Origin of the sequence: Chitiniphilus purpureus (assembly GCF_025642115.1) — a bacterium.
Lineage (GTDB): Bacteria > Pseudomonadota > Gammaproteobacteria > Burkholderiales > Chitinibacteraceae > Chitiniphilus > Chitiniphilus purpureus.
This window is the reverse complement of the sequence record NZ_CP106753.1, coordinates 3,945,898-3,969,620: the sequence shown is the minus strand read 5'-3', so window position 1 is coordinate 3,969,620 and position 23,723 is coordinate 3,945,898. Positions and strand designations below refer to the sequence as shown.

Annotated in this window: 18 protein-coding genes; 17 read left to right on the top strand and 1 reads right to left on the bottom strand. The window is 66.4% G+C overall.

The annotated features are described in order from the left end of the window. Positions 1-71: 71 nt before the first annotated feature. On the bottom strand, positions 72-1,739 hold the full coding sequence (locus N8I74_RS18340) for a pilus (MSHA type) biogenesis protein MshL (RefSeq protein ID WP_263124652.1): 1,668 nt from the start codon (positions 1,737-1,739) through the stop codon (positions 72-74). A 272-nt stretch (positions 1,740-2,011) separates the two neighbouring features. Here N8I74_RS18340 and N8I74_RS18335 point away from each other — a divergent pair, with 272 nt between their 5' ends. The 17 genes from N8I74_RS18335 to N8I74_RS18255 all read left to right on the top strand — a co-directional run bounded on the left by N8I74_RS18335 (position 2,012) and on the right by N8I74_RS18255 (position 23,701). Then, positions 2,012-2,821 carry an ABC transporter ATP-binding protein gene (locus N8I74_RS18335; RefSeq protein ID WP_263124651.1) on the top strand — a complete coding sequence of 270 codons (810 nt, stop codon included), beginning with the start codon at positions 2,012-2,014 and terminating at the stop codon, positions 2,819-2,821. Then, on the top strand, positions 2,814-3,617 hold the full coding sequence (gene mlaE / locus N8I74_RS18330) for a lipid asymmetry maintenance ABC transporter permease subunit MlaE (protein WP_263124650.1): 804 nt from the start codon (positions 2,814-2,816) through the stop codon (positions 3,615-3,617). Before N8I74_RS18335 ends, mlaE begins: the two co-directional genes overlap by 8 nt. Positions 3,618-3,639: 22 nt before the next feature. Further along, on the top strand, positions 3,640-4,128 hold the full coding sequence (gene mlaD, locus N8I74_RS18325) for an outer membrane lipid asymmetry maintenance protein MlaD (protein ID WP_263124648.1): 489 nt from the start codon (positions 3,640-3,642) through the stop codon (positions 4,126-4,128). Further along, complete coding sequence (locus N8I74_RS18320) at positions 4,125-4,733, top strand: MlaC/ttg2D family ABC transporter substrate-binding protein (protein WP_263124647.1); 609 nt, start codon at positions 4,125-4,127, stop codon at positions 4,731-4,733. The genes mlaD and N8I74_RS18320 overlap by 4 nt, the downstream gene beginning before the upstream one ends. Beyond that, positions 4,730-5,002 carry an STAS domain-containing protein gene (locus N8I74_RS18315; protein WP_263124646.1) on the top strand — a complete coding sequence of 91 codons (273 nt, stop codon included), beginning with the start codon at positions 4,730-4,732 and terminating at the stop codon, positions 5,000-5,002. The genes N8I74_RS18320 and N8I74_RS18315 overlap by 4 nt, the downstream gene beginning before the upstream one ends. Beyond that, positions 4,999-5,805 carry an MlaA family lipoprotein gene (locus N8I74_RS18310; protein ID WP_263124645.1) on the top strand — a complete coding sequence of 269 codons (807 nt, stop codon included), beginning with the start codon at positions 4,999-5,001 and terminating at the stop codon, positions 5,803-5,805. The genes N8I74_RS18315 and N8I74_RS18310 overlap by 4 nt, the downstream gene beginning before the upstream one ends. Then, positions 5,802-6,707, top strand: a complete 906-nt coding sequence (locus tag N8I74_RS18305; protein ID WP_263124644.1) for an ABC transporter ATP-binding protein — start codon at positions 5,802-5,804, stop codon at positions 6,705-6,707. The genes N8I74_RS18310 and N8I74_RS18305 overlap by 4 nt, the downstream gene beginning before the upstream one ends. 2 nt (positions 6,708-6,709) lie before the next feature. After that, complete coding sequence (locus N8I74_RS18300; RefSeq protein ID WP_263124643.1) at positions 6,710-7,147, top strand: GNAT family N-acetyltransferase; 438 nt, start codon at positions 6,710-6,712, stop codon at positions 7,145-7,147. Beyond that, the gene (locus tag N8I74_RS18295) at positions 7,144-7,899 is read left to right on the top strand and encodes an ABC transporter permease (protein WP_263124641.1); all 756 of its coding nucleotides are present in this window, start codon (positions 7,144-7,146) and stop codon (positions 7,897-7,899) included. Before N8I74_RS18300 ends, N8I74_RS18295 begins: the two co-directional genes overlap by 4 nt. A gap of 7 nt (positions 7,900-7,906) precedes the next feature. Beyond that, complete coding sequence (locus N8I74_RS18290; RefSeq protein ID WP_263124640.1) at positions 7,907-8,143, top strand: BolA family protein; 237 nt, start codon at positions 7,907-7,909, stop codon at positions 8,141-8,143. Continuing rightward, on the top strand, positions 8,140-8,319 hold the full coding sequence (locus N8I74_RS18285; RefSeq protein ID WP_263124639.1) for a hypothetical protein: 180 nt from the start codon (positions 8,140-8,142) through the stop codon (positions 8,317-8,319). Before N8I74_RS18290 ends, N8I74_RS18285 begins: the two co-directional genes overlap by 4 nt. A gap of 96 nt (positions 8,320-8,415) precedes the next feature. Next, positions 8,416-9,666 (top strand): UDP-N-acetylglucosamine 1-carboxyvinyltransferase, encoded by a 1,251-nt coding sequence (gene murA / locus N8I74_RS18280; protein WP_263124638.1) that lies wholly within the window; start codon positions 8,416-8,418, stop codon positions 9,664-9,666. Between the two features lie 10 nt (positions 9,667-9,676). After that, complete coding sequence (locus N8I74_RS18275) at positions 9,677-10,081, top strand: DUF4870 domain-containing protein (protein WP_263124637.1); 405 nt, start codon at positions 9,677-9,679, stop codon at positions 10,079-10,081. A 16-nt stretch (positions 10,082-10,097) separates the two neighbouring features. After that, positions 10,098-10,751: an ATP phosphoribosyltransferase gene (hisG, locus tag N8I74_RS18270; RefSeq protein WP_263124636.1), complete on the top strand. Its 654-nt coding sequence runs from the start codon at positions 10,098-10,100 to the stop codon at positions 10,749-10,751. Positions 10,752-11,392: 641 nt separating this feature from the next. Continuing rightward, positions 11,393-15,265: an IPT/TIG domain-containing protein gene (locus tag N8I74_RS18265; protein ID WP_263124635.1), complete on the top strand. Its 3,873-nt coding sequence runs from the start codon at positions 11,393-11,395 to the stop codon at positions 15,263-15,265. Positions 15,266-15,363: 98 nt separating this feature from the next. Beyond that, complete coding sequence (locus N8I74_RS18260) at positions 15,364-16,902, top strand: hypothetical protein (RefSeq protein ID WP_263124634.1); 1,539 nt, start codon at positions 15,364-15,366, stop codon at positions 16,900-16,902. Positions 16,903-16,969: 67 nt separating this feature from the next. Next, complete coding sequence (locus N8I74_RS18255) at positions 16,970-23,701, top strand: Ig-like domain-containing protein (RefSeq protein WP_263124633.1); 6,732 nt, start codon at positions 16,970-16,972, stop codon at positions 23,699-23,701. Positions 23,702-23,723 lie beyond the last annotated feature (22 nt).

Genomic DNA, 23,723 nt, shown 5'->3' with positions numbered 1-23,723 from the left:
CAGGCTGGGCCCCGATGCGGGCCGGCGAGCCGTTTTCAAGCCGAGATACCGCCCCAGCATCGCAACGCCTTTCATGGGCGATCCTCCCGTGCTGCCCCATGTGATGGCGTGGCGAAAAAGTCGGAGGACGGCAGCAGGCCCCGGTAGGCGGCAAGGTCACCTGCGGCCACATCGGCGGTATGGACCAGCCTTGGACGCAGGAAGACCACCAGTTCGATCTTGCTGGCCTTGCCATCGCGATAGCCAAACAGTTCCCCGGCGCCAGGCCAGCGCGAAACACCTGGCAGCCCGCTGCGGCGCGTGTCCAGACTGTCCTGGATCAGCCCACCGAGGACCGTGGTCTGGCCATTGCCCACGCGCAGCGTGGAATCGAACTCGCGCACCTGCAGCACCGGTACCAGGCTCTTCACCGGCAGCTTGTCCACCGCGGCGACGATGGAGACGGCTGGGTCTTCGACATAGCCGCTGATATTGGTGATGGTGGGCCGCACGTTCAGCAGGATGTCGCCGGCGGCCGAGATCTGCGGGATCACCTGCAGTACCAGCCCCACCGGCACCGTGTGCAGCGTACTGGCGTAGCTGCGATTGGTGATGTCACCCTCGCTGTTCTTGTCCTCATTGATCTCGAGCGTGAAATAGACCTGTTCTTCCACCACCTTCATCAATGCGGCCTGGTTGTTGAGCGCCATCACCCGTGGGCTGGAGAGCACCCGGGTGCGGCCGAACTGTTCCAGGAGTCGCACCGTCAGGCTGAAGGTGCCGCCCAACAGGCCGTCGATGTCGGTGTAGCTCAGCACGCTCAACGGCGGCTGGGCGAGGTTCTGCCCGGTGAAGGCGGTACTGAAGCTCAGACCTGCGGCACCACTGGCCAACCGGCTCCAGTCGACGCCGGCCTGATAGGCATCCGATAGCGTCACCTCGACGATGGTGGCCTCGATCATCACCTGCCGCTGCGCACCCGCCTGGATCGCGGCGAGGTAGTCCGCCACGCGCCGTTGCACCCGTTCCGACGCACGCACGGTGATGGTGCCGGTTTCCGGGTGGATGACGACCCAGTTGCCGCCCAGTGCGGTGCCATGCCGGGTGTCGGGGGTGGATGCGGCATTGGCAGCCGGCGCCGCTGCCGTCGGCACTGCATCGGCCAGGGCTTGCAAGTTGGCGTGCAGCCGCTGCCAGAAACGATGCTCGCTGATGCTGTCCAGCCGTGCACTCGATGCATTGCCGCTGCCCGGCTGGCTGCCGGCCTGTCGGCGGGCACTGCCGGTGCCGGCGACCGAGTTGGCCAGCGTGGCGCTGGATTTCATATCGCGGCTCAGATTGAGGTAGTCGAGGCGGTAGATCCTGGGATAGGCGGTGTCAGGAATCACACTCAGCACCCCCTGCTCAAGTGACCAGCGCAGTGCCACTTGCTGTGAAATCCTTTCTAGAATCTGCGGCAGCGTCTGGTCGATCGCACTCAACGTCACCGGCCCGGTCAATTGGGGATGCACATCCAGATTGACTTTGGCGTCACGCGCCAGGGCGAACAGCAGCGTGTTGACGGGAAGGCGCTCGGCAAGAACGGTATAGCGGGCCGAAGGGGGCGCTGGTGTCGGCTGTGCCAGTGGCGGTAAGGCCTGCAGCGGCTTGGGGATCGCGGTGGTCATGCCGGGCGGTGCGGCGACGATATGCCGTACGGCGCTGGCTTCGGGGCTGGCAGGGGTACCGCACCCTGCCAGCAGCAACGCGCCCAGTACCATCAGCCTGGTTTGGGGAGCCTCTCCAGGCCAATATCGCCAACCAGCAGCGCGCCCGGTTTTGAAAAATGTATTCTTGCGCATATTGTTAAATAAAATTTTGTCATGAGTAAGTTTGTGATTTGGTTGGTATAGTCATTTGTCATGTTTTGTGTGGGGGAGTTGACGAACGGCAGACATTGCCTCTGCTTGTCCTGCATGGATTTGTGCTGCGTTGCACTAGCGAGCGGGCCGCCAAACTCCTAAAATGCCGGTTTGTACTCCCCAGTCTAAAGATGGCTAAACCCTTGGTCCGCTTCGATCGCGTCCATTTCGCCTATGGCGAAGCCGTGGTGTTGCGCGAGGTTTCGCTGACGGTGATGCCAGGGCAGGTGGTTGCCATCATGGGGGGCTCGGGCTCGGGTAAGACCACGCTGCTGCGCCTGATCGGTGGTCAGTTGCGGGCCGGAGCCGGCGGCGTTGAGTTCGACGGTGAGGTGCTGGACGGACTGGATGAGCGCGCCTTGTACGAGCGGCGTAAGAAAATGGGCATGCTGTTCCAGTTCGGTGCGCTGTTCACCGATCTGTCCGTGTTCGACAACGTCGCCTTCCCTTTGCGCGAGCGTACCGATCTGCCTGAGGTGCTGATCCGTGATCTGGTGTTGATGAAGCTGCAGGCGGTGGGGTTGCGCGGGGCGGCGACGCTGATGCCGGCCGAGTTGTCCGGCGGCATGGCGCGGCGCGTGGCGCTCGCCCGGGCGATCGCGCTCGATCCCTTGCTGATGCTGTACGACGAACCGTTTACCGGATTGGATCCGATCTCCCTGACCACCATCGGTTCGCTGATCCGCGAGCTGAACGATGCATTGGGCGCGGCCTCGATCGTGGTCACGCATGACGTCGCCGAATCGCTCGCCATCGTCGACCGTGTCTATTTCCTGGCCGACGGCCGCGTGATCGCTGAGGGTTCGCCCGACGAAGTGCGTGCCTCCGATCATCCCTTCGTTCGTCAGTTCATCAATGGTCACAAGGATGGTCCGGTGGCGTTCCACAAGCCGGCCCCGCCCTATGCCGAGCAGTTGGGGCTGGGGGCGGCGCATGGCTGACTATCTGCAGGTCCTGGCCAACGGGGTGCGGCGGATCGGCGCGCCGTTGACCGACATGCTGATCAAGCTGGGATTTGCCTGCCGCTTCTTCATTGCATTGCTGCGGCATTCGCCGGCCGCCTGGCTGCGCTTTGGCCTGATCCTGCGCGAGATCTGGTTTGCCGGCGTGCTGTCGGTGCTGATCATCGTCGTCTCCGGCCTGTTCGTCGGCATGGTGCTGGCACTGCAGGGCTACGACACGCTGGTGCGCTTCGGCGCCTCCTCGTCGCTGGGCATCCTGGTGGCCCTGTCGCTGGTGCGTGAACTGGGCCCGGTGGTTGCCGCGTTGCTGTTCGCCAGCCGTGCCGGCAGTGCCATCACTGCCGAGATCGGGCTGATGAAAACGACCGAGCAGCTGGCGGCGATGGAGATGATGGCGGTCAACCCGCTCGCCCGGGTGGTTGCACCCCGATTCTGGGGCGGGGTGATCTCGATGCCGCTGCTGGCGGCGCTGTTCAGCGCGATGGGGATATTCGGCGGCTATCTGATCGGGGTGCAGCTCCTGGGGCTCGATGCCGGCAGCTTCTGGTCGCAGATGCAAAGCGCAGTCGATTTTCGCTCGGATGTGCTCAATGGCGTGATCAAGAGTGCCTTCTTCGGCCTTGCGGTCAGCCTGATCGCGGTGTTCGAAGGCTATGACGCGACTCCGACCGCCGAGGGTGTCTCGCGCGCCACCACCCGCACCGTGGTGACCAGCGCACTGGTGATCCTGGCATTGGATTTCGTCCTGACCGCCTTCATGTTCCGTGGAGCGTGAGGATTCACTTGGAATACAAATCATGCAACGTAGAATGATCGACCTCTGGGTGGGCCTGTTCGCGCTGGCCGGCGCAGCGGCGCTGCTGTTCCTCGCGCTCAAGGTCAGCAACGACAGCGTCCTGCCGGCGTCCAGCACCTACGAGGTGACCGCGGAGTTCGAAAACATCGGCGGCCTGAAGCCACGTGCCCCGGTCAAGAGCGCGGGCGTGGTGGTCGGACGGGTGACGCAGATCGAGCTCGACCCGAAGCTGTACGTGGCGCGGGTGACGCTTGCGTTGGACAGCCGCTATCGCTTCAGCCGTGACAGCAGCGCCCAGATCCTCACCTCCGGATTGCTGGGCGAGCAGTACATCGGACTGGAACCCGGTGCGGACGACAAGGAACTGGATGCGGGCGGGCGCATCGCAATCACATCGTCGGCCATCGTGCTTGAGCAATTGATCAGCCGCTTCCTGTTCTCGAAGGCGGAAACGGCTGGCGAACAAACGAATACGGAGCAATCTCAATGAAACGATTCATCGCGTGGCTGTGCCTTGCGTTGATGCCCTTGTCGGCGTTGGCGGCACCTGCCGATCCCCCCGAACAGATCGTGCGCAAGGTCAGCGATGATGTACTGGGCATCATCAAGTCCAACGAGAAAGATCCGCTCAAGGTGCGCGACCTCGTCGATCTGCGCGTGGCCCCGTTGGCCGACTACACCCGGATGACGGCGCTCGCTGTCGGCCGGCACTGGCGCACCGCGACGCCTGAGCAGCAGCAGGCGCTGACCCGGGAATTCCGCACCATGCTGGTACGCACCTATCTGTCCGCGCTCACGGTGTACAAGAACGCACAGGTGGAAGTGAAGGGCGCGCGCCCCGGGTCGTTGCCGGATGAGCAGAGCGTGCGGACCGAGGTGTCGTTGCCTGGGCAGAAGCCGATCCCTGTCGATTTCAGCTTCGAGAAGACCGGCCAGGGCTGGAAGGTGTTCGATATCTCGGTGGACGGCATCAGCTTCATCGTCAACAACCGCAATCAGTTCAGCGCCGTGATCCGCAAGGACGGCATCGATGGTCTGATCAGGCTCCTGTCCGAGCGCAACAGCGCACTCAAGAGCGGGACGACGTCCAAGTGAACAGTGTGGCGCTGAGCGGTGAATTGACCCTGGCGCATGCTGCGCGGCGGCTCGACGAGCTGCGGGTCGCCGGCGAGGCGCTGACGCTGGACCTATCCGGCGTCACCCGCGCCGACTCCGCGGCGCTGGCGTTGTTGCTCGCCTGGCAGCGACGTGCGCTGGCCGGCGGTACGCGTCTGTCCGTCGTCGGCGCACCCGGCGGCCTGCTGCAGCTGGCACGTCTTTACGGTGTGACCGACCTGTTGCCCTTTGCCCGGGAATCCCTATGAAGCGCAGCAGCCTCGCGCTCGTGCTGACCGTGCTGCTGGCCGGTTGCGCCACGCCACAGAATTATTACGACCCGCTCGAACCGGTCAACCGCAAGACCTATGCCTTCAACAAGGCGATCGATCGCGCGGTGCTCAAGCCCACCACCGAAGCCTATGTACGGCATGCCCCGCAGCCGGTGCAGACCGGCGTGCGCAACTTCTTCGGCAACCTCGACGACCTTTTTTCCACGCTCGCCGCCCTGTTGCAGTTCAAGGGGACCGATGCGGTGCACAGCGGCAGCCGGGTGCTGGTCAATACCACGGCGGGCCTTGCCGGTCTGATCGATTGGGGCACGCCGTTGGGGATGAAGAAAGGCGAGGAGGACTTCGGGCAGGTGCTCGGATTCTATGGCGTGCCGAGCGGGGCCTATCTGATCCTGCCGTTCTACGGACCATTGACGGTGCGCGACAGCGCCGAACCGGTGGCGCGTGCGCTGATCGCGCCGCTGGACTTCATCGACAGCACTGCCTGGGATGTCGGCTACTACACGTTCTATGTGTTGGACCGCCGCGCGCAGCTGCTGCCGGTCGACAAGCTGCTCGAAGTGCAGCCGGATGAGTACGCCTACGTGCGCGATGCCTATCTGCAACGGCGCTGGAACCGTATCCACGACGGCCATCCGCCGCATCCGTTGCCGATGGGGTCCGAGGGCGAGGAGGACTATTTCGATCCCGGCCCCACGCCACAGGACGCCTCCACGCCTGCGGCAACACCGGCTTCCGAACCGGCGGCCGTCGTGGCCAGCGGCGCGGTGATGCCGTGAGCGCCATCGTCTTTGACGATGTCTTCAAGCGCTATGGGGCGCTGCAGGCGCTCTCGGGCGTGAGTTTCTGTGTCGAGCCTGGCGATTTCTTCGCATTGCTCGGCCCCAACGGCGCTGGCAAGACCACGCTGATCTCCATCCTGGGCGGGTTGGCGCATGCCGATGCCGGGCGGGTGACGGTGATGGGGCACGACGTGGTCCGGGATTACCGCGCCGCGCGCCGCGCGGTCGGCATCGTGCCGCAGGAGCTGGTGTTCGATCCGTTTTTCACGGTGCGCGAAACGCTGCGTTTCCAGTCGGGTTATTTTGGGATCAGGCACAACGACGACTGGATCGACGAGATCCTGGCAAGCCTGGGTCTGAGTGCCAAGGCCGACAGCAATATGCGCGCGTTGTCCGGCGGCATGAAGCGGCGGGTGATGGTGGCGCAGGCGCTGGTGCACAGGCCGCCGGTGATCGTGCTGGACGAACCCACCGCCGGCGTTGACGTCGAACTGCGTCAGACGTTGTGGGCCTTCATCCGCAGGCTCAATGAAGCGGGGCATACCATCGTGCTGACGACGCATTACCTCGAAGAAGCAGAGGAGCTGTGCAACCGCATCGCCATGCTCAAGGAAGGCCGGTTGCTGGCGCTGGAGGACAAGCACGCGCTGATGAAGCGCGACAAGGCACGCAGTCTGTTCCTACGGCTGGAGCCCGCGCGTCTGCCTGCCGCGCTGGCGCCCCTGCTCACCGCCGAGCGCGACGAGGGCTATGCGCTCAAGCTGTCCGGTCCCGATGCGCTTGCCGGTGTGCTGGCGGCGCTGCAGGCAGACGGCATCCGTGTGCGCGATATCGAGGTCGACAAGCCCGACCTGGAGGATATCTTCGTCGATATGATGCGCCAGGGGCGCATGGACTGAAGATGCCGATCCTGCGCGCCGCAACCGAACAGGATGCCGCCGGGATCGCCGCGCTGTTGGCGCAGCTGGGGTATCCCAGCGACGAGGAGGCGGTGGCCATCCGCCTGGCCAACCTGGAGCGTGCCGGTGGCTACGGTTGCTTCGTGGCCGACCTGGACGGGCGTATTGTCGGCATGGTGGCGACGTCGCTCGGTTGGTATATCGAAAAGGACGGCGCCTATGTGCGCATCGTGGCGCTGGTGGTCGACGAGCCGCTGCGCCAGCGCGGACTGGGCAGCGCGCTGCTGGATCTGGCCGAGCAGTGGGCGGCCGAGCGCGGTGCCGGCGTGATGATGCTCAACGCCGGTGCGCAGCGGCAGGAAGCCCAGGATTTCTATCGCCATCGGGGCTATGCCAGCACCGGCCAGCGTTTTGTCAAAACCATCGCTTCGAGATCATGACCGGCTTTCGTACGTTGTTCTACAAGGAGTTGCTGCGCTTCTGGAAGGTTGCCTTCCAGACCGTGGCCGCGCCGGTGCTGACCGGCCTGTTGTACCTTCTGATCTTCGCCCATGTGCTCGACGCGCATGTGGAGCCCTACCCGGGCGTGCGCTATACCGCCTTCCTGATTCCGGGTCTGGCGATGATGAGCATGCTGCAGAATGCGTTCTCCAACACCAGCTCCAGCCTGATCCAGTCCAAGATCACCGGCAATCTGGTGTTCATCCTGCTGCCGCCGTTGTCGCATTTCGAGTTTTTCGCCGCCTACGTGCTTGCTGCCGTGGTCCGCGGCCTGGTGGTGGGGCTGGGGGTGCTGGCGGTGACGCTGTGGTTTGCGGTGCCCGAGCTGGTCCATCCGTTGTGGGTGGCCGCGTTTGCGTTGTTGGGGTGCGCGGTGATGGCGGTGCTGGGAGTGATCGCAGGGATCTGGGCCGAGAAGTTCGACCAGCTCGCGGCGTTCCAGAACTTCCTCATCATGCCGCTCACCTTCCTGTCCGGGGTGTTCTACTCCATCCACAGCCTGCCGCCGTTCTGGCAGGCCGTTTCGCACTGGAATCCGGTGTTCTACATGATCGACGGTTTTCGCTACGGTTTCTTCGGCGTCGGTGACGTCTCGCCGTGGTTTGCGCTTGCCGTGGTTTCCGGGTTCTTTCTTGCCCTGGCTGCACTGGCCTACTGGCTGATAAGATCCGGCTTCAAGATAAGGCATTGATCCGCTTATGCATCCGAACGAATTGAAGGCGCTGATCGAAGCGGCGCTGCCCTGTACCCAGGTGGACGTCGAAGGTGACGGTCATCATTTCTATGCCAGCATCGTTTCCACGGCCTTCGACGGGCTCAAGCTCCTGGACCGTCATCGTCTGGTCAAGGAAAGGCTCAAGGCCAAGCTCGATTCGGGCGAGCTGCACGCGCTGTCACTGCGTGCGACCAAAACGCCCGCGGAAGTCGCGCAATGAGCGAGTCCTCCCGCTTCGGGCTCGAGGCGATCGAGGCCGAGCGCGCCAAAATCGCGGCGGCCCGCGAAGCCGCGCGATCGCCGCAGAATGGGCGTAGCGCCGCCAGGCTTGCCGCGCTTGCCAATCTGCCCTGGGTCATCGCGCTCCTGGTCTGGCTTGCGGCCAAATATCTCTGACTTCCCGCAACACGAAGCCCGTGCAACGCGCCATAATTGCGTGCCAGCCCGCGACGGCATCCGACGCGGGCCTTTTCGTTTCGAAAGAAAACTCCGATGGATAAGCTCAAAATCAAAGGCGGTTCGCCGCTCAACGGTGAAATCACGGTCTCCGGAGCCAAGAACGCGGCATTGCCCATCCTGTGCGCCGGGCTGCTGACCGCCGATACGCTGCGTCTGACCAATGTCCCGCAGCTGCGCGATGTGCTGACCACGCAGAAGCTGCTGCAGGGGATGGGCGTGCGGGTCATGACCGACAACGTGCACGAGTTCGAACTCACCGCCAATCAGATCACCAGCGTCGTCGCGCCCTACGATCTGGTGAAGACCATGCGCGCATCCATCCTGGTGCTCGGGCCGACACTCGCACGCTTTGGCGAAGCGCAGGTGAGCCTGCCCGGCGGTTGTGCGATCGGGGCGCGGCCGGTGGACCAGCATATCAAGGGGCTGCAGGCGATGGGCGCCGAGATCGTGATCGAGCAGGGTTACGTGAAGGCCAGGGGCAAGCTGCGCGGTGCCCGCATCGTCACCGACATGGTGACCGTCACCGGCACCGAGAATCTGTTGATGGCCGCGGTGCTCGCCGATGGCGTCACCACCATCGAAAACGCCGCGCGCGAGCCCGAGGTGGTCGATCTCGCTGAATGCCTGATCAGCATGGGCGCCAGGATCAGCGGCCACGGCACCGACCGGATCACCGTCGAAGGGGTCAGGTCGTTGCACGGCGCCACCCATGCCATCGTGCCGGACCGGATCGAAACCGGCACCTTCCTGTGTGCGGCTGCGGCCGCCCGTGGCCGCATCGTGCTGCGCAATACCCGTGCGCATCTGCTCGATGCGGTGCTGGACAAGCTGCGCGAGGCCGGCGCCTACCTTGAGGCGGGCGACGATTGGATCGCCATCGACATGCAGCGCCGTCCCAAGGCGGTGAACGTGCGCACGCTGCCCTATCCCGCGTTCCCGACCGACATGCAGGCGCAGTTCATGACGGTGAACACGGTGGCCGAAGGCACCGGGGTCATCACCGAAACCATCTTCGAAAACCGGTTCATGCACGCGCCGGAACTGGTGCGCATGGGCGCGGACATCGCCACCGAAGGCAATACCGCCGTGGTGCGCGGCGTCTCCCGGCTTTCCGGCGCGACGGTGATGGCCACCGATCTGCGTGCTTCGGCATCGTTGGTGATTGCCGGGTTGGTCGCCGAAGGCGAGACGGTCATCGACCGGATCTACCACCTGGATCGTGGGTACGAACACATCGAGCAGAAGCTCTCCGGTGTCGGTGCCCAGATCGAGCGTATCTCCTGAGGACGCTGCCATGCTGACGCTCAATCCCAAACCTTCGGGCGGCGACGACGACGGCAAGCCGCGCCCGCCCGGCCAGTACGAGAAGGGTTTCGCAGCGCTGGCGCACCTGGCCGGCGTGTTCTGGATTCCCTACCTGCCGATGCCGGTGCTGGCGCTGCTGATCCCGTTCCTGGTGCTGCAGTTCGCGCGGGTGCACTCGCAGTTCGTCGAACAGCACGCGGTCCAGGCATGCAACTTCCAGCTGCTGATGGGATGCTTCTACGTGCTGGCGATGATCGCCGCGGGCGCGTTCAATTCGGTGTTCCCGATCTGGTGGGTGGGGCTGGGCTCGGCCATGTTCGCGCTGTGGGAGGGCGCCAAGGCCCTCAACGGCTGGCAGTCCAGATACCCGGTGACACTCAAGCTATTCAAGTGATATCCAACTAGAACCCATGCTCACGATCGCTCTGTCCAAAGGCCGTATCTTCGAGGAAACCCTGCCGCTGCTCGCTGCGGCAGGGATCGTACCCACCGAGGCGCCCGAATCGTCGCGCAAGCTGATCATCGGCACCAACCGCGATGATGTGCGCCTGATCATCGTCCGTGCCAGCGATGTGCCCACCTATGTGCAATACGGTGCCGCCGACCTCGGGGTTGCCGGTCGCGATGTGCTGATCGAGCACGGGGGATCGGGGCTCTATCAACCGCTCGACCTGCAGATCGCCCGCTGCCGGCTGATGGTTGCGGTGCAGCGCGGGTTCGATTACGAGGGTGCGGTCAAGCAGGGTGCACGGCTGCGCATCGCCACCAAATACACCGAGCAGGCACGTGAGCACTTTGCCGCCAAGGGCGTGCACGTCGACCTGATCAAGCTGTACGGCTCGATGGAGCTGGCGCCATTGGTGGGATTGGCGGACGCCATCGTCGACCTGGTGTCCACCGGCAGTACCCTCAAGGCCAACAATCTCGAAGCGGTCGAGCATATCCGCGATATCTCCAGCCGGCTGATCGTCAATCAGGCTGCGCTCAAGCTCAAGGAGGACCGCATCCAGCCCTTGATCGACGCCTTCACCAGCGCCGTGGGGCAGGAAGCGTCGCAGTCCTGAGCCTTGTCTGTCCGGCGCCCGCTGCTTATGCGGCGTGGGGCTGTCCTGATCCCGGGCCCGGCGCCCGGGCCGGCGGTCTTGCCTGGTGTGCTGCCATGCTTTTTCCCTCGTCTCCCCCTCCTTGCATCTGCTTTGCAACATTGCTGACAACATCTCCTTGCCCACTGTCTTCATCGCCTTCATGGCTCAAGGGATGAACGGCAATGCTGTCGAACCCGGCATTGCTTCAGCAGTATGGGGAGCAAAGGTGGGGTCGGCCGTAAAGTCCCGTCACTGCTGTATCCACGCGGCGTCCCGGTTGTTGATGATGTCAAAAGCATGATTGACTGAGCGGCGGATCGCGCTTTTAAACCGTTCGTCGGCAAAAGAGCCCTTTCCCGGGAACTGTCATCGTAGTCAAATGGAATATCGTGTATTTTCGCCCAGCCGAAATGTTTTCCTGAGCTGTTTGTAAGATTGACTGCTCGATAACAGTGCCCCTGACCGTGGTGAACCGAGTGCGTGATGGTCCGCGTCCGGTCGGCACCTGCAATCGCCTTATTCAATAACACATGCCAACAAGTTCCGCGTTCGCGATCAATGCGAGCCGCAGGGGGGGATTCGTGCACTCTGCATGGCGTCAATCACTATTGCTGCTTTGCATGTGGGTCATCAGCCTGGGATGCCGGGCGGAGATCGCTGCCTCCGGAACCCTTGCCCAGGACACCACCTGGCGTGCCGCCGACAGCCCGGTCGTGGTCAATGCCGATGTGGTGGTTCCAGGCGGCGTCACCTTGCGGATCGAGCCGGGGGTGATCGTCTACATGGGGCAGGGCGCCAATCTGATCGTCCAGGGCGGCGTATTGCACGCCTCGGGGTCGGCGCAGAACCCGATCCGGGTGACGGCGCTGGCGGTGCGGCAGGGCGGCACCGGCGCCAAGGGCAGCTGGGGCAGCTGGGTGATCCAGGCCGGTGGCAGTGCCAGCAGGATCGAGCACGCGGTATTGGAATATGGCAAGGGGCTTGCCATCAACGGTGCGGCGCCACAACTCAACCATGTACACCTGCGCGCGCATCAGGGCGCCGCGATACGGCTGGACAGCAATGCCTCGCCGGTCGGTGTGGGCAACCTGGCCGAGGACAACGACCTGAACGCCGTGCTGGTGCCGGCCGGCGTGATCTCAGGCAGCGTCACCTGGGGGCTGCGCGGCATTCCATACCTGCTGCAGTCCGGCACGATTTCCGTCGGTACGCCACCCGTCGCCCAGAACTTGGCCCCCGCCAGCGTGCTGGTGGGGCAGACCGCCACCGTGACGTTGACCGGCCAACGCCTGAACGGGCTCACCCGGCCGCGCTTCAGCCGCAACGGCGTTTCAGCCGAGGTGGTCGGTACCCCTGGCGCCGGCTCGGCGATGATCCGCGTGACCGCCGCCGCGGATGCAGAGACCGGACTTGCCGCCTTCTCGGCCCTGACCGATGCCGGCGAGGTGACACTGGCCGATGCCTTGGACGTGCTGCCATTGCAGCCGGTGCTGAGCGCGCTGACGCCGGCCCGGATCGATGTGGCGCAAGGGCCTGCCGAGATCGTTCTTACCGGCCAGCGCTTTGCCGCCACCAGCGCGGTCCTGCTCAACGGCGACCTGATCCCCACCCGCTTTGTGAGTGAGACCCAGCTGGCGGCGACAGTGCCCAACCAGTCCCAGGTCGCATCGCTGTCGCTGCGCGTACGCACCGAAAACCTGGCGCGCCCCGGCACCTACTTCGTTTCCAACGAGGCGCTGCTGGGCGTCTCAGCCAACAAGCTTTCGCTGTCGCCGGCCACGGCCGATCTCGTCACCGGTACCCAGCATACGCTGACGCTGCGTCTGGCCCACCCCGCACCTGCGGGGGGGGTCGAGATCGACCTTGCCAGCAGCAATCCGGAAGTGCTGAAGGTGCCGTCGCCGGTGGTGTTCACCGCCGGGGTGCAGCAGGTGGATGTGACGGCAGCGGCACTGGCCCCTGGCAGGGCAAGCGTGACCGCCAGCCGCTCCGGCTTTGTCAGCGCCGCGGCCAATGCCGTCGTCGTTGCACCGCCCCGGCTCGATATCGAACCGATGCCCCTGGCGATTCCGCCCGATGCCGTGTCCCGCCCGTTCAAACTCAAGCTCTCGCGTGCCGACACCGTCACCCATACCTTCCAGCTGGCTTCGGCCAACACGGCAATTGCCGAAGTCACGCCGGCACAGCTCGTGCTCGAGGCGGGTCAGACCCAACTGACCGCCAGCATCAAGGGCAAGACGGCCGGGCAGACCAAGATCGTCATCACCTCGCCCAACCTGGCGACGGTGGAGGTGCCAGTCTTCGTCACCGCCGACTACCGTGCGTTGTCGGTCAGCTTCGCACCCGCGCTGGGGGTGGTGGTCTCCCAGGCGCCCGAGCCCGCCGCGGCGGTGCCGGTCGGGCCGGTCGCAAGCCGCCTGCTGGGTGTGAGCTTCGGTGCCGGCTTCTCGTCGCTGTCGCCGGACCGACTCACCGTCGGCGAGAGCCAATGGCTGACCCTGCACGGGGCTGGGCTGGGCGACGTGCGCAGTATCACGCTGGCGCCGGTGGCCGGTGTGACGATCGGGGTGCCTGAGCCTGCGGCCGACGGCAAATCGGTCCGGGTACAGGTCGCGGTGGCGGCCGATGCCGAGGCCGGCCTGCGCCGGATCACGGTGACCGATGGCCAGGGGCGCCTGCTTCCGGGGACGCCGGCGGCTGAGCGACTGCTGATCACCCGGCCGCTGCCGCAGGTGCATTCAATCGCCCCGCTGCATGCGCTGCCGGGCCAGAACCTCACGTTGACTGTGCGCGGCAACCATCTGCAGGGCGTCACGGCGCTGCGCTTCTCGCCCGGGACCGATCTCGTCATCGACGGCAGTCCGGTCATCGCATCCGATGGCAGCAGCATGACCTTCAATGTGCAGGTCGGCTCCGCGGCCATGACCGGCACGCACACATTGACGGTGACCACGGCAGCAGGCACCTCCAGCGAGCTGGCGGGCCCGAACAACACATTCAGCGTGGTCGGCCGGGTAGACCAGACGCTCGGCCCCATCGTATCCGGCGTGCTCGGGGTACGGGTCGGCGCCGCCGGCGATCCTGGCACGCCAGTCGGAACCCATGCCTTCGCCCGCGAGCTCGGTGTGGTCTGGGGCAGTGGCATCAGCGCCGTCTCCCCACGCGTCGGTGTGACCGGATCGACCTTCACGCTGCGGTTGAGCGGCAGCGGGCTTGCCGGCGTGACGGCGGTGCAGCTGGCCCCGAACGACGGCGTCACGCTGGGCAGTCTCAGCGCATCGGCAGACGGCACCCGGATCGAGATCCCGGTCACGGTGGCGGCCGACGCGGCGCTGACGCTGCGCGAGCTGCGTGTCACCGCCGGTGACACACCTGTCCGGTTCGGCAGTGCGGGGCTGGAGCGTCTGCAGATCGTCGCACCGCTGCCGGTGGTCGAGTCGGTGACGCCGAACCATCTGCTGCTCGGTGCCGATCCGGTCACCCTGACCGTACGCGGCCGCAATCTTGCCAGTGCCAGCGCCGTGCGGTTGCAACCGGCCGACGGGCTTTCGATCAGTCCGCCACTGGTGGATGGGGAGGGCCGCAGCCTGACCGTGACGGTTGCGGCAGCCGCCGGGGCGCAGCCGGGCGAGCGTGCATTGCTGGTGACGACGCCTGCGGGAGAATCCGACGGCGTCATGACGGTCGCCAACCGCGTCACGCTGGGCACCCAGGTGGTCGCCAGCATCTCGCCGATCGTCTCGCCGGTGCTGGGCGTCCGGGTCGGGGCCGATACCGGCGCACAGCCCTTCGACGGCTTGCTGTTGGCTCAGCCGGTCGGGGTGCGCGTCGGTGACGCCGGCGTACCGGGGCCGATCGAACGGACCGTGCCGGCCCAGGCGCCGTTGCTGGGCATCAGTGTCGGTGCCGTGATCAATGCCGTGGGCGAGCTGCGTGGCTTCGTCCCGGGTGCGCGCGGCACACTCACCTATGCCGGATACGATCTCCAGGTGGTCGAGGGTGTCACCCTCTCGCCGCCGGATGGCGTCATCCCGGGTGCGATCACCGTGGCGGCGGACGGGCGCAGCCTGTCGCTGCCGATCGATGTCGCCGCCGATGCGTTGCCCGGCACCCGCGTCATCACGTTCCGGACCGGCGACGGCCCGGTACCAGTCGTGGGACCGGTGATGCCGCATATCCGGATCAGCGAAGGCGTGCCGGTGCTGACCTCGATGTCACCCATCGTGCTCAAGCAGGGCGAAGCCATCTCCCTGGTCTTCCGCGGTACCCGGTTGCGGCTGGTCGAAGGGCTGCGTTTCACGCCGGACGCCGGCGTCGTGCTCGACGCTGCGCCGCAATGGGCGACCGATGCCTTTGGCGAAAAGCTCACCATGCCGGTGCGGGTGGCAGCCGATGCGGTGTTGGGCGCGCGCGTGGTGCAGCTGCAGGTGCCCGGCGGCGAAAGCGATGGCACTGCGGGACCGGCCAACACCTTGACGATTATCGCGCCGTGACACGGCACAACGCTAAGCAGGGCCTGATGGCGGTCAGTGCCCACCAAGCTGGAACTGTAACCGCCGTCGACGACTAGGGAAGGAGACTTCAGATGATCATGGCAAGACAAGCGAAGGCGCTGGCAGTGCTGGCCCTGCTTCCGGCGCTGATGGCGCAGGCTTTCGAAAGCGGCAGCACCGGCGCAGACGGTGCATTCAATCCCTCGGTGAACACGGTGGTCGATCTGCCGCCGTCGGGCATTCTCAACTACACCACCGTGAATATCCCGGCCGGCGTGACGGTGAAGTTCAAGAAGAACGCCGCCAATACGCCGGTGGTGATCCTGGCATCGGGCGACGTGACGGTCGCCGGTGTGATCAACCTGGATGGCGACAAAGGGGCCGACAGCGGCACGGCCGGTGACGGCAGCCAGGGCGACGATGGCCTGCCGGGCCAGGGTGGGCCGGGTGGATTCGACGGTGGCCGGGGCGGCAAGCCCTATACCGGTACGTCCACTGCCGATTTGATCGCCAAGAAGCTGCTGTACGCCGGCGGCGCAGGGCTGGGGCCGGGCGCCGGCATGGGTGGCATGCTCACCTATCGCCCGCAGTACAGCGACTCGCTCGCCCGGGCGGGCGGCGGCGGTGCCGGGCACGGCGCTGCAGGCCAGGGGAACTACCGGCATCGTCAGAGCTACAGCGCATCCTATGATCGCGGCGGTGGCGAAGGCGGCCCGGCCTACGGTTCCGACCTGCTGCTGCCGCTGATCGGCGGGTCCGGCGGCGGCGGTGCCACTGGCGGTGACAGCTTCCCGGGCAGCGGCGGCGGTGGCGGCGGTGGCGCCATCCTGCTTGCATCGAGCGGCACGGTGAGCGTGACCGGCGGCATCTATGCACGCGGTGGTGCCAGCGGATCGTCGAACGGCACGGGGCTTGGTGCCACCGGTGGTGGCGGCGCGGGTGGTGCGATCCGTATCGTGGCGACCCGCATCGCCGGCAATGGGCAGTTGCAGGCCGGTGGCGGTTCGCGCGGCTCGTGGTCGACCGCCGGGACCTCCGAACACTACGAGGAAGCCGGCGGCAACGGTGCAGGCGGCCGTATCCGCCTCGAAGGCGAATCGATCACCTACAACGGCACCAATTCGCCGGCCTACAAGCCCGGCACCCCGGGGCCGGTGTTCATTGCCAACGCGCCGACGCTGCGGATCACCAAGGTGGCAGGCGTCGCGGCACCGGCCAATCCCACCGGCAATGCCGACATTGTATTGCCCGAGGATCTGCAGAACCCGGTCACGGTGGAGTTCGAGACCGGCGGCGTGCCCGTCGGCAACACGGTGATGCTGACCGTGACCCCGGCCTACGGCCAACGCATCCTGGCGCAGAGCCCGGCGCTCGCCGGCACGCTGCAGAATGCGACGGCCAGTGTGCAGGTCTCGCTGCCCAAGGGGCCGAGCACGCTGTCGGCCACGACCACCTACACCATCGTCGCCGCCTTGGGCGATGCGCTGGCACGCTTTGCCAACAACGAACGCGTCGAGAAGATCGCCGTCACCGCAGCGCTGGGCCAGGCGGCCAGCGGCAAGGTCACGCTGATCACCGTTTCCGGCAAGGCCTACGAGGTACCGGCGTCGGTACTGGGCAATCTGCCGGCTGCCTGACAGGACGGGATGAGGCGGGGCTGATCGCCGGTCAACCAAGAGAAGAACAGCGATGCGCGGGAATGGTGTGAAACGATGGGGACGAGCCCAGGGCCTGTTCTGGGCCCTGGTCCTGGCCGGCGGCACGATCAGTGCGGCGGAATTGACCGTGCTGGACGGTGTGATCGTCAAGTTCGGCCAGGATGCCCAGCTGGTGGTGCGGGACAAGCTGACGTTGGGCAAGGACACAGTGCTCACCAGCCGTGCCGACAGCGTGGGCGGGGCCATCAGCGCCAGTGAACCGGCCGTGCGCTGGGCCGGCGTGCACATCGAGAAGTCCGCTGCCGCCCATGGCCTCGCGCTGGAGCGCGTATCGTTCCGCAATGCCCGGTCCGGCCTTGCGATCCGCAGCTGGCAACCCACGCTCAAATCGTTGTACTTCTCCAGCAACGAGGTCGGTCTGCGGCTGATTGAGGGCGCCAGCCCGGTGCTGAGCAATGCCGCGTTCATCGGCAACGGCATCGGCCTCTTGGCCGAAGGCGGCGCCACCCCAAGCATCAGCAACAGCATTTTCGAAGGCAGCGGCAGTTATGCCGTCTCCAATCTCAATCCCAATACGCCGGTGCTCGCGTCGGGCAACTGGTGGGGGCACGCCAGCGGGCCGCGTCACGCCGGCAATCCCAATGGCACTGGCGATGCCGTCAGCGACGGTGTCGCCTACGGCCTGTTCCTGGCTGCCGCGCCCATCGTCGATCCCACGATCCGGCCGGTGCTTGCGGTCAGCCACTATACCGAGCGTGACATCGCTTTCGAGGTGCATTGCCGTAACGCCAACGAATACCGGATCGCCGAGAACGACGGTTTCAGTGGCATCGCATTCCGCCCGCTGCCCGAATCGGGCGCTGCCACCACCACGTTCACCGTATCCGCAGGCGACGGTCTCAAGACCATCAACCTGCAGTGCCGCAACCGTGCCGGCGCGCTCGCCGTGGCTGCCGTCGCCGGCGGTGTACTGTATGACGCCGAGGTGCCGGCGCTGACGCTCGACACCCCGGCCGCCGGCAGCATCCTGACCCGCCCCATCGTCGTCGACGGCACGGTGAGCGAAGCGGGCAATCTCACGCGGCTGGAGCTGTATCTGGACGGCACGCGGCTGGGCATCGCCAACGGCCCACGTTTCACCTTCGATTTCAACCCGATGGCGTTCAGCTCGGGCAACCACACGCTCAAGGTGGTGGCCGAGGACCGCGCCGGGCGCATCGGCGAGCTGACGCGCAGCATCGCCATCCAGCGTGAGGACTGGGATCTCGCACGCGATTTCGTCCATGACGCCAATCCCAACGGTGAATGGCGCTACGGCTACCAGGTGGTGCTGGGCGGCCAGTTCTACCCCTATGCATTGCAGAGCAACGACGGCACCCTGGCCAGGCAATACCACCCGGTGCAGCTGACCTACCCGTCCATCGTCAAGAATGTCGGCAGCGCGCAATACAACGGCAACGGCCTGGTGCTTCCGGCCGGCCGGATCGCGCTGCATCCGGGCCCCAACGGCGAATACAGCGTGGTGCGCTGGACCGCGCCGCAGGCGGGCGAATACATGCTGTACACCAGCTTCACCCGCGTCGCGAATGCCACCTCCGGCATCGTGATCCGGCAGGGCGGCCAGACCCTGCATACCGCCGAACACAATGGCAACGCCTCCAGCTTCAACCAGCGGCTTACGTTGGCCGCCGGCGAGACCGTCGACGTGGCGGTGGGCTACGGCAGCAATGGCAACTTCGATGCGGATTCCACCGGGGTGCAGGTCAAGATCGTGCCCTCGCGCGTGGCTGACCAGAATGGTCCCGTCATCGCCAGGCTGCGTCTGTCCGGCCTTGATTTCCTGCCGGGCCTCGTGGTCGGCCGCAATGGCCAGCTGGAGTTCGAGGTCAGCGACGCCAGCGGCGTGGCGCGGGTCGAGCTGCTGCTCGACGGCGTACTGCTCGGCCGGGTCAGCGGCACGGGCAACTATACGGCCCCGCTCGATATCAGCGGGCTCGACAACGGGCCGCATACGCTGATCATCCGGGCTGACGATTCGCTCAACAATCGCAGCGAACAGCGCATCGATTTCACGGTGAACCACGCGGCACCCGATGCGCCCAGTCTGACCAGTCCTGCCGATGGCACGGTGACCCGCCTTGGCACGATCGCGGTGGCCGGAACGGCCAAGGCAGGCGCGCAGGTGCAGCTCTATGTCAATGGCGAGCCAAGCGGCAATCCGCTGACGGTCCTTGCCAACGGCCAGTTCAACGGAACGGTGACGCTCGCGGGCGGCGCCAACCGGATCCAGGCCACGGTGACCGACCGTTGGGGCACGAGTGCGCTGTCCGCCTCGCGCACGGTGACCCAGGATGCCACCCTCCCGGCCGTGCCGACCGGTCTGAGCGCCGCCAACCAGCAGAACGGCAAGATCAAGCTGGGCTGGAGCCGGCCGCAGGATGCCAACGTAGCGGGGTTCAACCTCTATCGTGCAACCCAGCCGTTCGACGATATCGCCCAGGCCGTCAAGCTCAACGACAGCGTACTGACCGGCAACGGCTATGAAGACATGCCCGCTGTCGACGGTACCTACTACTACCGGGTGGTCAGCGTGGGCACAAATGGTGCGCTGTCGCTGCCGAGCAACCTTGTCGAGGCACGGGTCGACGCGTTGGCGCCGTCTGCGCTGTCGGTGGTGTATACGGGTCTGGGTCAGGTGGATGTGGTGAGCGGTCGGCACGGCCAGGGGCGGGTGCAGGTGGCGGTGACGGTGAGCGAAGCGCTGCAGAGCGCGCCGTACCTGGCGCTGGTGCCCCAAGGCGGTCAGCCGATCACGATCGAACTGACGCGGGTGGACGACACGCACTACCAGGGCAGCTTCGTGATCGACGGGAACACGCCGTCGGGGACGGCGCAGGTGCTGTTCTCGGCGCGGGACCTGGTGGGGAACCGGGGCACCGAGGTGAAGGCGGGTGGGACGCTGCAGATCGACACGGCCGGTCCGGTGCTGAGCGGGATCGCGCTGGATCCGGCTGCACCGGTGCGGGCGGACGTGGCAGGGCCGGTGACGGTGACGCTGCACTTTGACAAGGCGCTGAAGGCGGGGCAGTCGCCGCAGCTGTGGTACCGGCTGTCAGGCCCGCTGCGCAGCGCGGTGGCGGTGACGGGGCTGGGCCAGGTGGACGCGACGACGTGGCGGGGCAGCTTCAGCCTGCCGGCCGATGCGGGCAGCGGAGCGCCGGAAGTGCTGTCGTTCACGATGCAGGCGCAGGACGATCTGGACAACGTGTCGACCCGGATCAGCGCACCGAACCGCTTCCAGGTGTACCGCGGCGAGCTGCCGCCGCTGGACGTGCCGTTCGGGCTGACCGCCAAGGCGCAGCCGGGCGGGAAGGTGGGTCTGGGCTGGCAGGCGGTGCCGGATGCGGTGGCGTACCAGCTGTACCGGCAGGCGCCGGGCGAGACGGCGCTGACGCCGCTGGCGCGGGTTGAGGGCACCCAGTATCTGGATGCGACACCGGGCGATGGCCGCTACCGCTATGCGATCGCCTCGGTGCGGCAGGCCAATGGCCAGGATGCGCAGTCAGGGTTGAGCGCGGCGGTGGAGGTGGTGGCGAGCGCGACGCCGCCGGGCGCGCCGCAAGGGCTGACGCTGCAGCTGACGGGCCAGGGGATCGTGGCGCGGTGGCAGGCGCCGCTGATGAGCCCGGTGGAGAGCTACAACCTGTACCGCAGCAGCGGGACGGTGATCACGTCGCTCGAAGGCAAGACACCGCTGCGCAGCGGCATCCGGCAGACGGCAGTGGTGGATCCGGAGCCGTCGGCGACCGAGCATGCCTATGTGGTGACCGCGGTGGACGCGGCGGGCAACGAATCGGCGATGTCGAACTCGGCGTACCTGAACGCGACGTTGCTGCCGGTGCCCTCGTTGAAGGTGGAGCAGGTGGGCAGCACACTGCCGCGACTGAGCTGGAGCGCATCGCGCTCGGCGGTGGCGGGCTACCACGTGTACCTGGGTGAAGGGGCGGGCAGGACGCGGCTGACAGCGACGCCGATCACCGAGCTGGGCTACACCGACACCGGCTACACCGGTGGCGAGCGGGTGTACACGGTGGCGGCGGTGGACGCGGACGGGGTGGAGATGGCCCGCAGCCTGCGGCTGCCGGCGGTGGCCCTGCAGGTGGCGGCGGGCCTGCCGGTCAAGCGCGGCGTGATGAACCGGGTGCAGGTGCAGGTGGGCAATGCAGCGGGCACGCCGCTGGCGAACGCGCGGGTGGTGATCCGGGTGGGCGGCAAGCGGCATGTGTCGGCGTTGTTCGATCTGGCGGCCAACGAGACGCGGCTGATCCCGGTGGTGGTGGGCGGCTATGCCGACCTGGCGGGGCAGGCGACGGCACAGCTGGGGCTGGAACAGGCACCGAACGAAGGCGAACTGGTGAGCGTGGTGCAGGACACGCAGTTCGATGTGGCCGAGGGCGGGCTGGTGGTGGGGATGGCGACGGAATCGTTCACGCGCGGGGCGCTGGGCAAGGTGCGGCTGACCATCGAGAACACCAGCGAGGTCGAGGTCGAACTGCTGACGGCGCGGGGCCATGGGCGGGAGCCGTCCAACGAGCTGCGCTTCAGACTGCTGGACGGCGACGGCAACGTGCTGGTCAACCAGCCCTACCTGCAGGCGCTGGGCGCGAATGTGATCACGCTGTCGAACGGGCAGACGGTGGCGCGGATCCCGGCCGGAGCGAGCTATACCTCGGACCTGTTCGAACTGGCGGTGCCGGCGGCCAGCCCGGACCGGCTGCGGGTGGTGCTGGAAGTGGACCAGCTGCGCTACCACAGCGGGCAAGCGGACGAAGTGGTGATTGCGGGCCGCGGTTCGGAACGGGTGGTGTCGCTGCTGGAGACGGCGTACTACGGCGAGCTCACCCAGCTGGACCCGGTCAGCTCGTTCGGCGACCAGGACATCGTGATCCAGGGGCGTGCGTTGGATCGGGCGACGCAGACGGCGCTGCCGAACACGCGGCTCAAGCTGGTGCTGAACCAGGAAGGCTTCGAGCGGGTGTTCCCGCTGGTGACGGACGCGGCGGGCGGATTCAGCCACGTGTTCAAGCCGACGCAGACCGACGCGGGCCGCTACAAGGTGAGCGCGGTGCACCCGGACGTGACCGACCGGCCGGAGCAGCGCAGCTTCACGATCAACCGGATCAGCGCCGGGCCGACGCCGTACAAGCTCGACGTGCCGAAGAACTACCCGTTCAGCATCCCGCTGGTGGTGAAGGCCGGGGTGGGGACGACGGCGCGCAACGTGCGCTTCGCGTTGAACGCGGCCAGCCAGCCGACCGGCGAGCTGCCGACGGGCATCCAGCTGACGCTGCCGGCGCCGGTCAACCTGGGCGAGCGGCAATCGCTCAACCTGCCGGTGGGCTTCGTGGCCGACAACACCGCGCAGGACAGCGGGGCGGTGGTGCTGGACGTGCTCAGCGACGAGCAGGCACAGCAGCCGCTGGCGCAGGTCCGGGTGAACTACACCCTGTCCGAGGCCAAGCCGTTCCTGGTGGGCAGCCCGAGCATGGTGCAGACCGGGCTGGCGCAGGGCGGGGTGCAGATCGAATCGGTGCGCGTGCAGAACAAGGGGATGCAGGACGCGCTGAACCTGCAGTTCCGGCTGCAGCGCGCCGACGGCGGGGCGGCGCCGGCCTGGGTCAGCCTGGCCAGCCAGGCGGACGGCACGCTGCGCATCGGCGAGCAGCGCAGCATCGACCTGCGCTTCGCGCCGGGCGAGAGCACGCCCGAAGGCGTGTATGAACTGACGCTGGTGGTGAGCGGCGACAACGTGCCGCAGCAGTCGCTGAACGTGTACGCCAGCGTCACGCAAAGCGGGGTGGGCAGCGTGCTGTTCAAGGCCTCGGACCTGTTTACGGCGACGCTGGACAAGAACGGCCGGCTGATCCCGGGTCTGGCGGGTGCACGGATCACGGTGCAGCACGAGGACGTGGCGACCCTGACGCACGAGCTGGTGACCGACGCGCTGGGCGAAGCGCTGTTCCAGGACCTGCCGGCGGGGCGGTACAAGTTCCGGGCCAAGGCCAACAACCACCAGGAGATCGGTGGGCGGCTGCTGGTGAAGCCGGGCATCACCCAGACGCAGCCGGTGTTCCTGGAATACAACCTGATCACGGTGGAATGGAGCGTGCGCGAGATCACGATCCAGGACCGCTACGAGATCATCCTGAACGCCACGTACGAGACGGACGTGCCGGCGGCGGTGGTGGTGATGCAGCCGGCGAGCGTGAACCTGCCGAAGATGGGGGTGGGCGACGTGTACTACGGCGAACTGAGCCTGACCAACCACGGGCTGATCCGGGCGGACGACGTGAAGATGCACCTGCCGGCGAGCGACGCGTTCTTCCGGTTCGAATTCCTGGTCGACGTGCCGCCGACGCTGGCAGCCAAGCAACGGGTGACGATCCCGTACCGGGTGATCGCGCTCAAGTCGCTGGAGGAAGCGGCGGACGGCGCGGCGACCGGGGCGGGGTGCTACAGCTACAGCGCCCGGCTGGCGGTGAGCTGCGCATTCGTGTGCGCCAACGGCCAGCAATCGCAATGCGGCAGTGCCACCTCGTGGTTCTCGTCGAGCAACGGCAGCTGCCCGGGTGGCGGCGGCGGTGGCGGCGGCGGCGGCGGCGGCGGTGGTGGCGGCTGGGGCGGTGGCGGCTGGGGCGGTGGTGGCGCAGCCACGCCGATCAAGCTCAAGGGCAAGAAATGCGTGTTCGTACCGAAGGGAGACACGCAGTGCGACTAAACGACAGGCAGCAGATGACGGG